Source organism: Polaribacter sp. P097 (assembly GCF_036864555.1).
In the GTDB taxonomy this organism is placed as follows: Bacteria; Bacteroidota; Bacteroidia; order Flavobacteriales; family Flavobacteriaceae; genus Polaribacter.
In genome coordinates this window covers 1-1290 of sequence record NZ_JAZETJ010000009.1, presented here as the reverse complement: position 1 = coordinate 1290, position 1290 = coordinate 1, and the positions used below count along the sequence as shown (strand labels likewise).

The 1290-nt window shown below is 37.4% G+C and carries 1 protein-coding gene; it reads left to right on the top strand.

What is annotated here, in order from left to right:
* Positions 1–1290 (top strand): Ig-like domain-containing protein (locus tag V7R38_RS13125; protein ID WP_334059114.1); only part of this gene is annotated, 1290 nt, incomplete at both ends.

The window sequence follows — 1290 nt, the reverse complement described above, 5'->3', positions numbered from 1 at the left end:
TCAGCTACAGTTGATTTTGAGAGTTCAAACAACGTGATTGCAATTTTAGGTAATGATACTTATGGTTCAGATGGTTTAAGTTTAACTCACCCATTAACTTTAGTAAATGGGAAACAGAGTACAGCTAGTTTAAAAGGCGGATTAATAAGCGTTTCAGATCATGGTATACAAAATGACGCTTCAGATGACGTAGTATTATATTCAGCGCCAGCAGGATTTAGTGGAACAGATTCATTCGAGTACACTATTACAGATGAAAATGGAGATGCAGCAACAGCTACAGTAACTATCACTGTAGATCCAGCAGCACCATTATCAGATCCTACAGCAGTAGATGATACTTTTAGTGTGACTAACGGATCATCAAATAATGATTTAGATATTTTAGATAATGATAGCTTTGGTTCAGAAGGTTTAGTAAGTGTAACTTTATCAGCAGGTTCTGAGGGAGGTACTTTAGTAATCAATCAGAATGGAACTGCAAATGCAGAAGATATTACAGTAACCTATACACCAGCAGCATTATTCGAGAATGATGTAGAGACATTTACTTATACATTAGAAGATGGAGGAGGAGATACAGTAACAGCAACAGTAAGTGTAACAGTAGGTACAGTTGCACCAGCAGTTACAGTTCCAACAGCAGCAGATGATGCAGTAACAGTTGCAGCAGGTAGTGTAGATTATGTAATAGATGTTTTATCAAATGATACACCAGGATCTGAAGGTTATATTGATGGAGGATTAACGATGACCAATGGAACATTAACAAGTGCAAGTACAAAAGGAAGTGCAATAAGCATTGACAATAAAAATACTTTAGATACTACAGATGATGAGTTTAATTATACTCCATCAGCATTGGCAGCAACAGATGGTACAGACACATTTAGTTATACAATTACAGATGCAAGTGGAGATGCTTCAACAGCAACAGTAACAGTAACAGTAGGTCCTGCAGCAACAGATGTTCCAGTAGCCTTAGATGATACAGAAACAGTAGTAGAAGATACTACAGTTAGTATTGATGTTTTAGACAATGATGTTTATGGAGATGATGGAGCAGGAGCCTTAGCAGTTGCATTAACAGTAGGCGCTAATTCTGATTTAGGAGGAAGTACATCAGTGGTTGCAGGAGAGATCGAGTATACACCAGCCTTAAACTTTGTAGGAACAGATACTTTTGAATATACTATCGAAGATGGTAATGGAGATACAGCAACAGCTACAGTAACAGTTACAGTAACTGCAGAGGTAATTGTAAATGGTACTCCAACAGCAGTTGATGAT